General features: G+C 41.9%; 4 protein-coding genes and 1 pseudogene. All 5 read left to right on the top strand.

The window, feature by feature from the left end:
* Positions 1-359, top strand: a 359-nt coding sequence (locus QRD39_RS10155; RefSeq protein WP_434556757.1) for a hypothetical protein, incomplete at its 5' end; no start/stop codon positions are given.
* Between the two features lie 28 nt (positions 360-387).
* Positions 388-3,357, top strand: coding sequence for an LPXTG cell wall anchor domain-containing protein (locus tag QRD39_RS01445; protein WP_434556756.1), 2,970 nt, complete (start codon positions 388-390; stop codon positions 3,355-3,357).
* A gap of 57 nt (positions 3,358-3,414) precedes the next feature.
* Positions 3,415-3,575 (top strand): annotated as a pseudogene (locus QRD39_RS01440) (PTS sugar transporter subunit IIB); the annotation flags it as partial.
* Positions 3,576-3,577: 2 nt separating this feature from the next.
* Positions 3,578-4,345, top strand: a complete 768-nt coding sequence (locus QRD39_RS01435) for a Cof-type HAD-IIB family hydrolase (protein ID WP_285955402.1) — start codon at positions 3,578-3,580, stop codon at positions 4,343-4,345.
* Positions 4,346-4,824: 479 nt separating this feature from the next.
* Positions 4,825-9,252, top strand: coding sequence for a glycoside hydrolase family 70 protein (locus tag QRD39_RS01430; RefSeq protein WP_285955401.1), 4,428 nt, complete (start codon positions 4,825-4,827; stop codon positions 9,250-9,252).

The following is a 9,252-nucleotide window of genomic DNA, read 5'->3' as shown; positions in this document are numbered from 1 at the left end:
AGTACATCTTTGAGCGCTTCAGTTTCAACAAGTCAGTCTGTATCGAATTCCTTGAGTACATCTTTGAGCGCTTCAGTTTCAACAAGTCAGTCTGTATCGAATTCCTTGAGTACATCTTTGAGCGCTTCAGTCTCAACAAGCCAATCTGTATCGAATTCTTTGAGTACATTGCTGAGCGCTTCAGTCTCAACAAGCCAGTCCGTATCGAATTCTTTGAGTACATCCTTGAGTACTTCGGTCTCAACAAGTCAGTCTTTATCAAACTCGTTAAGCACATCTTTGAGTACTTCGGTTTCAACGAGTCAATCTTTATCAAACTCGTTGAGTACATCATTGAGTTCTTCGGTTTCAACGAGTGAATCCGTATCGAATTCCTTGAGTACATCCTTGAGTACTTCGGTTTCAACGAGCCAGTCCGTATCAAACTCGTTAAGTGCTTCCTTGAGTATTTCGGTTTCAACGAGTCAGTCTTTATCAAACTCGTTAAGCACATCATTGAGTTCTTCGGTTTCAACAAGTCAATCAGCTTCAAATTCTTTGAGTTCATCTTTGAGCGCTTCAGTCTCAACAAGTCAATCTGTATCGAATTCTTTGAGTTCATCATTGAGTTCTTCAGTCTCAACCAGTGAATCCGTATCGAACTCGTTAAGTACCTCCTTGAGTACTTCAGTTTCAACGAGTCAGTCTGTATCAAACTCGTTTAGTATCTTCTTGAGTACTTCGGTTTCAACGAGTGAATCAGTATCGAACTCTCAAAGTACATCATTGAGTTCTTCAGTATCTGAATTCCAATCGGAATCTAACTCCCTTTCAGCGTCAGAGAGTGCTTCAGTGTCTGAATCTCAGTCTGAATCAAATTCACTTTCATCGTCAGAAAGTGCGTCAGTATCTGAGTCTCAATCGGAATCCAACTCGATTTCAGCGTCAGAGAGTGCTTCAGTGTCTGAATCTCAGTCTGAATCCAATTCTCTTTCAGCATCAGAAAGTGCGTCAGTGTCTGAGTCACAATCGGAATCCAACTCTCTTTCAGCGTCAGAAAGTGCATCGGTATCTGAATCTCAATCCGAATCTAACTCTCTTTCATCGTCAGAGAGTGCGTCAGTTTCAACAAGTCAATCTGTTTCAAATTCAGTAGTTTCTTCATTGAGTGTTTCGGCTTTTGAAAGCTTATCGCAAGCATTTAGTGCGTCAATTTCTACCATCCTTTCGACAGTTGATTCTATTTCGAAATCAGCATCAAGCTTTATTTCTACAAGTGAGTCACTCTCAATGTCTGCTTCGACATCGTTGAGTACATCTGGTTCATTAAGTGCGTCAGTTTCGTCAAGCGAATCAACTTCACTAAGCGAGTCAGCAAGTACCAGTGCCTCAGTATCAACGAGTCAGTCAGTATCAAACTCATTATCATCGTCATTAAGTGCGTCAGTCTCAACCAGTGAATCAATGTCACTCAGTGAGTCATCAAGTACAAGTGCCTCAGTATCAGCGAGCCAGTCCGTCTCAACGTCAGTTTTTGAATCACAAAGCACAAGCGTTTCAATCTCAACGAGCCAATCAATTTCCGGTTCATTGAGCGTCTCAGAGTCAGCAAGTGCTTCAAGTAGCGTTTCTGCTTCAGTCTCAATCAGTGAATCAATGTCACTTAGTGAGTCATCAAGTACCAGTGCTTCTGTTTCAACGAGTCAATCCGTCTCAACTTCTGTTTCAGCGTCGGTAAGTGCCTCAGTATCAACGAGCCAGTCAGTATCAAACTCATTGTCATCGTCATTAAGTGCTTCAGTCTCAATCAGTGAATCCACGTCACTTAGTGAGTCATCAAGTACCAGTGCTTCAGTTTCAACGAGTCAATCCGTCTCAACGTCAGTTTTTGAATCACAAAGCACAAGCGCTTCAATTTCAACGAGCCAATCAGTTTCAGGTTCATTGAGCGTATCGGAATCAGAAAGTGCAAGTACAAGCGCCTCAGTTTCAATGAGCCAATCGGTTTCAGATTCAATTAGTGCCTCAGAGTCAGCAAGTGCTTCAACTAGCATTTCAGCTTCAGTCTCACTCAGCGAATCAACATCACTCAGTGAGTCAGTAAGTACCAGTGCCTCAGTTTCAGCGAGTCAATCCGTCTCAACGTCAGTCTCTGAATCGCAAAGCACGAGCGCCTCAATTTCAACGAGCCAATCAATTTCCGCTTCATTGAGCGTCTCAGAATCAGAAAGTGCAAGTACCAGTGCCTCAGTTTCAGCGAGTCAATCCGTCTCAACGTCAGTCTCTGAATCACAAAGCGCAAGTGCCTCAATTTCAGATTCAATGAGTGCTTCAGAATCAGCAAGTGAATCCACATCACTCAGTGAGTCAGCAAGTGCTTCAAGTAGCGTTTCCGCTTCATTAAGTGCTTCAGTCTCACTCAGTGAATCAACGTCACTAAGTGAGTCAGTAAGTACCAGTGCCTCAGTTTCAACGAGTCAATCAATTTCCGGTTCATTGAGCGTCTCAGAATCAGAAAGTGCAAGCACAAGCGCCTCAGTTTCTAATTCATTGAGCGTATCGGAATCAGCAAGTGCAAGTACCAGTGCTTCTGTTTCAACGAGTCAATCCGTCTCAACGTCAGTTTTTGAATCACAAAGCACAAGCGCTTCAATTTCAACGAGCCAATCAGTTTCAGGTTCATTGAGCGTATCGGAATCAGAAAGTGCAAGTACAAGCGCCTCAGTTTCAATGAGCCAATCGGTTTCAGATTCAATTAGTGCCTCAGAGTCAGCAAGTGCTTCAACTAGCATTTCAGCTTCAGTCTCACTCAGCGAATCAACATCACTCAGTGAGTCAGTAAGTACCAGTGCCTCAGTTTCAGCGAGTCAATCCGTCTCAACGTCAGTCTCTGAATCGCAAAGCACGAGCGCCTCAATTTCAACGAGCCAATCAATTTCCGCTTCATTGAGCGTCTCAGAATCAGAAAGTGCAAGTACCAGTGCCTCAGTTTCAGCGAGTCAATCCGTCTCAACGTCAGTCTCTGAATCACAAAGCGCAAGTGCCTCAATTTCAGATTCAATGAGTGCTTCAGAATCAGCAAGTGAATCCACATCACTCAGTGAGTCAGCAAGTGCTTCAAGCAGCGTTTCCGCTTCAGTAAGTGTCTCAACTTCAATGAGTGAATCAGCAAGCACTTCATTATCTGCTTCAATGACTACTTCAGCATCATCTTCTGAAGTTAAAGATCCTAAGCATAAGCACGGTAGCCAAGCTCTTCCTAAAACTGGTGAGGAAGAATCATCGGCAGCTTTTGCTTTAGGTGCTTTGGCAACGGCAACAGGTCTTGCCTTTCTTGTCAAACGTAAGAAAGATGACGAAGAGAGTGAAGATTATTAATTTGTAGCTTTCTAAATAAGTCATTGAATACTTAGTTAAGTGAAAGACACCTCAAGCGTGGGTGTCAAAGACAAGTCACTAGTGGACAAAGACACGATTATCAAAAAATACGAATCCCTTGGTTTTGCGGAAAATGGTATGCAAATGCAGTCCATTTACGGTGCTTATGCCAATGTTCTTAAAATGGGATTCAAGATATTTTAGGTTTAGAGGAGTAGCTATGACACATAACATCTTATGTGTGACGGATTTAGATGGAACTTTTGTCAAAAATTCCATTCAAATCCATCCAGAAGATTTGCAGGCTTATGAAAAATTGTCTGCCTATAGTGATTTTGCCATTGCGACAGGACGCTCTGTTAAGGAAATTACTTATATTGCTGAACGTAATCACCTTAATGTGGTCTGTGCTATTGGCTATAACGGTGCAGTCGTTACTGAGAAGGATCAGGTTGTATTTTCGAAAACGTTACCTCCAACGGATGTTGATAACTTATTGAAATATCTCAAGGAAGAATCAATTACTTTCGATGCTCTAGATAATCAGGAAAGAGTTGGAAACTTTAATCATGAGGATAAGCGTCGTTTATGGAATATGCCCATCCTCTGTATGGACAATCTTTATGAAAATGTTCGCCAACGTTGTCTTTACAAATTTAACCTTCGACCAGAGGCGGACAAGGCTGAGACCTATGTCCCAGAACTTAAAGCTCGTTTTCCTAATTTAGAATTTTATCAATCAGGGAGCACTCGTATAGAAGTGACTGCCAAAGGGGTTTCTAAGGGAAGCGGATTAGAGCTTTTAAAAAGGCATTATCAACCAGTTGTAGCATTTGGTGATTCAGGTAATGACATCTCCATGTTTGAGGTGGCAGACATCTCTTACTGTATGTCACATGCCCCAGAGGTCGTCAAAGAAGTAGCAACTTACGTCGTAGATAACTTTGCAGATGCCGTTACGCATTTGGAAAACTTATTAGACTTATGAGCTAACATTCAATATCTAAAATAAAAGTAGATTAGGGTCAGGTCCTAATCTACTTTTTGTTATGCCTTGCTTGGGATTGAATAGCTTAGATAGTTAGAATTTACTCTTTCTATGAGAAGTTCCCCTAAAAAAGACACCATCTTTAGTGACCTAAGGGGTCGACCAGGGTGATGTTTTTTGAGTTTTGGGGAGAGAAAGCCTTAAGGATTTGGCCATTTTTCATTAGATTTTCTTGTCTAAGTATTAAAATTGATGGTTTATCAATAGTCATTTTAAATAGCGGTAGTATCATCCTTTATTTCTCTTTAAGTACAAACAAAATGGCTGATTTTCTATTTCAAAATGCTCATTTCTAACTAATTGTCTTAAAAAATTGAAGTGACTTTTCTAAAAATTATGAAAATTCATCAGATTTTATTGAAAAAATGCTTTCAATGTTTTAGAATTAAGCTATTAATGGGAAAAAGGAGTCTTTTTATATGGACAAAAAAGTACATTATAAAATGCACAAAGTTAAGAAACAATGGGTAACCATCGCCGTGGCAGGATTGTCAGTAGGTGCGGTCTCAGCTGTTTCTTTAGGGACTAACGACGGTGTCGTTCAGGCCGACGAACACACGGATGCTAGCGTAGCCATCCCCGATATTACTGTTGACACGGGTACTGTATCTAATGATACAGCAACAACTCAAGATCCAACAGCAGTAGTTGCGACAACAAATGATGTCACTACTGACCAAGCAGCACCAGTAGCAACATTTGCTTTGACAACGGATACAACTAACACAGCAGCAACCAATGCAGTAGATACAACTGCACCAACTGTTACGGACCGTGCGGTTGATACGGCTACCCCAGTTGGTACGGATCGTGCGGTTGATACGGCTACCCCAGTTGGTACGGATCGTGCAGTAGATCCAACAACACCAGCTGCTACGACAGACCGTGCAGCCAATACAGCAACTGACACAAGAGCAGTTACGGATCAAGCAGCGACACGTGAACGTCGTGCGGCAACGGGGACTCGTCGTGGTCCTTCAGGAGGCCGCCGTGCCACACCAGTTAATGGCAACACAAACATTGCCAATAACGGCAATAATACTGTTACAGTTGTCAATAATGATCTTCCAGCCACAAATAATGTTGTTGCTGACGGTCCAAGCCACATCAAGACCATCAATGGTAAAGAATACTATGTTGAAGATGACGGTACTGTTCGTAAGAACTATGTCCTTGAACGTAACGGCGGTAGCCAATACTTTAATGCCGAAACTGGTGAATTGTCTAACCAAAAAGACTATCGTTTCGATAAAAATGGTGGCACTGGTTCAGCAGCTGATAGCACAACCAACACAAATGTTACTGTAAATGGTGATAAGAACGCCTTTTATGGTACAACTGAAAAAGATATCGAACTCGTTGATGGTTACTTCACTGCCAACACATGGTACCGTCCTAAAGAAATTTTGAAAGACGGTAAAGAGTGGACAGCCTCAACTGAAAATGACAAACGTCCATTACTGACTGTTTGGTGGCCAAGCAAGGCTATCCAAGCCAGCTACCTCAACTACATGAGAGAAGAAGGGTTGGGAACAAACCAAACCTTTACCTCATATAGTTCACAAACACAGATGGACCAAGCAGCCCTTGAAGTGCAAAAACGTATCGAAGAACGTATTGCGCGTGAAGGAAACACGGACTGGTTGCGCACTACCATCAAAAATTTTGTCAAAACACAACCTGGATGGAACTCAACTTCTGAGAACCTTGATAATAGCGACCACTTGCAAGGCGGTGCCCTTCTTTACAACAACAGTAATCGCACAAGTTATGCTAATTCAGATTATCGCTTCTTGAACCGCACACCGACGCAACAAGATGGCACACGTCGCTACTTTAAAGATAATTCATCAGGTGGTTTTGAATTTCTTCTAGCAAACGATATTGACAATTCGAACCCAGCCGTTCAAGCTGAACAATTAAACTGGCTTCACTATATCATGAACATTGGTACCCTTACAGGTGGTAACTCTGATGAAAACTTTGATGGTGTTCGTGTCGATGCTGTGGATAATGTCAATGCCGACCTTCTTCAAATTGCTTCAGATTATTTCAAAGCTAAGTATGGTGTTGAAAAGAGCGAAGAGGAAGCCATCAAGCACCTTTCTATTCTTGAAGCCTGGTCTCATAATGATGCATACTACAATGAAGATACTAAAGGTGCCCAATTACCAATGGATGATCCATTGCGTTTAGCCATGGTATTTTCTTTCCTACGCCCAATTGGGAACCGTTCAGGTCTTGAACCACTTATTACCAATAGTCTGAATGACCGTTCAGAAAGTAAGAAAAATACAAAACGTATGGCTAACTATACTTTTGTTCGTGCCCACGACTCAGAAGTTCAATCAGTAATTGGCCAAATCATCAAAAATGAAATCAACCCACAATCAACTGGGAATACCTTCACTCTTGATGAAATGAAGAAAGCCTTCAAAATCTACAATGCGGATATGCGAAGTGCCAATAAGAGATATACACAGTACAATATTCCATCTGCTTATGCCTTCATGTTAACGAATAAGGACACTGTTCCTCGTGTTTATTATGGTGATTTGTACACTGATGACGGTCAATACATGGCCCAAAAATCACCATATCATGATGCTATTTCTACGCTCTTGCAAGCTCGTATTCGTTATGCGGCTGGTGGTCAAGACATGAAGATGAGTTACGTAGGTTCAGGAAATACCAATGGTTGGGATGCTTCTGGTGTCTTAACATCAGTCCGTTACGGTAAAGGAGCGAACAACGCTTCAGATGCTGGTACTGCTGAAACTCGTAACCAAGGGATGGCTGTCATTCTTTCCAACCAACCTGCCCTTCGTTTGAATAGCAATTTGACAATCAACATGGGTGCAGCTCACAGAAACCAAGCCTATCGTCCGTTGCTTTTGACAACCTCCAATGGTGTTGCCTCTTACTTGAATGATGGCGATGCTAACGGTATTGTGAAGTATACTGATGCTAATGGTTATTTGACCTTCAATCCAGGTGAAATCAGTGGTGTTCGTAATGCTCAAGTTGATGGCTATTTAGCCGTTTGGGTACCATTAGGTGCTTCTGAAAATCAAGACGTGCGTGTGGCAGCAAGCAAATCTAAGAATAGCAGTGGTTTGGTCTATGATTCTTCAGCTGCCTTGGATTCACAAGTCATCTACGAAGGCTTCTCAAACTTCCAAGACTTCGTCCAAGACCCATCACAATACACTAACAAGAAGATTGCTGAAAATGCTAACCTCTTCAAGAAATGGGGAATCACATCATTTGAATTTGCTCCACAATACGTTTCAAGTGATGACGGTACCTTCCTTGACTCAGTTATTCAAAATGGCTATGCCTTCTCAGACCGTTATGACATTGGTATGAGTAAGGCCAACAAGTATGGTTCATTGGCAGACTTGAAAGCAGCTCTTAAATCACTTCATGCTGTAGGTATCTCAGCCATCGCTGACTGGGTGCCAGACCAAATCTACAACCTTCCAGGAGATGAAGTTGTTACAGCAACTCGTGTTAATAACTACGGAGAAACTAAAGATGGTGCCATCATCGACCATAGCCTTTATGTTGCTAAAACACGTACTTTTGGTAATGATTACCAAGGTAAATATGGTGGTGCCTACCTTGACGAATTAAAACGTCTTTACCCACAAATCTTTGACCGTGTTCAAATCTCTACTGGTAAACGCTTGACAACCGATGAGAAGATTACAAAATGGTCTGCTAAATATATGAATGGTACCAATATTCTTGACCGTGGATCAGAGTATGTCCTCAAGAATGGTCTTAGCGGTTACTATGGAACCAATGGTGGTAAAGTTAGCCTTCCAAAAGTAGTAGGAAGCAACCAATCAACGAACAATGACAACCAAAATGGTGATGGTAGCGGTAGGTTCGAAAAGAGCTGGGGCAGCGTTTACTATCGTTACAACGATGGTCAACGTGCTAGAAATGCCTTTATCAAAGATAATGATGGCAATGTTTACTACTTTGATAACACAGGCCGTATGGCGATCGGTGAAAAGACTATCAATGGCAAACAATACTTCTTCCTTGCTAATGGGGTGCAATTGCGTGATGGCTATCGTCAAAACCGTAGAGGTCAAGTCTTCTACTATGATGAAAATGGTATCATGAGTCAAACCGGTAAACCAAGTCCAAAACCAGAACCAAAACCAGATAATAACACCTCTGGCCGTAACCAATTTGTCCAAATCGGTAACAACGTTTGGGCATACTACGATGGTAATGGTAAACGTGTGACTGGTCGTCAAAACATCAACGGTCAAGAACTCTTCTTTGATAACAATGGTGTTCAAGTCAAAGGTCGTACAGCTCAGGTTGATGGTGTTACTCGTTACTTTGATGCCAATTCAGGTGAAATGGCACGCAACCGATTCGCTGAAGTTGAACCAGGTGTTTGGGCTTACTTTAACAATGATGGTGCTGCCGTAACAGGTTCACAAAACATCAATGGTCAAACCCTCTACTTTGATCAGAATGGTCATCAAGTCAAAGGGGCTTTGGTGAATGTTGATGGCAACCTTCGCTACTATGATGCCAACTCAGGAGATCTTTATCGCAATCGTTTCCAAGAAGTTAATGGTAGCTGGTATTACTTCGATGGTAATGGTAATGCTGTCAAAGGCATGGTCAACATCAATGGTCAAAACCTCCTCTTTGATAATGATGGAAAACAAGTCAAAGGTCATTTGGTCCGTGTAAATGGTGTCATTCGTTATTATGATCCAAATTCAGGTGAAATGGCAGTTAATCGTTGGGTTGAAATCAGCTCAGGTTGGTGGATTTACTTTGATGGTGAAGGCCGAGGCCAAATCCAAATCTAA

The sequence above is a fragment of the Streptococcus raffinosi genome (assembly GCF_030284685.1).
Taxonomy (GTDB): Bacteria; Bacillota; Bacilli; order Lactobacillales; family Streptococcaceae; genus Streptococcus; species Streptococcus raffinosi.
This window is presented reverse-complemented; position numbering and strand designations above follow the sequence as displayed.

Bases quoted from the DNA above. Each gene is read 5' to 3' on its own strand.
- QRD39_RS01435 (WP_285955402.1), top strand. From the start codon at position 3,578: ATGACACATAACATCTTATGTGTGACGGATTTAGATGGAACTTTTGTC.
- QRD39_RS01430 (WP_285955401.1), top strand. From the start codon at position 4,825: ATGGACAAAAAAGTACATTATAAAATGCACAAAGTTAAGAAACAATGG.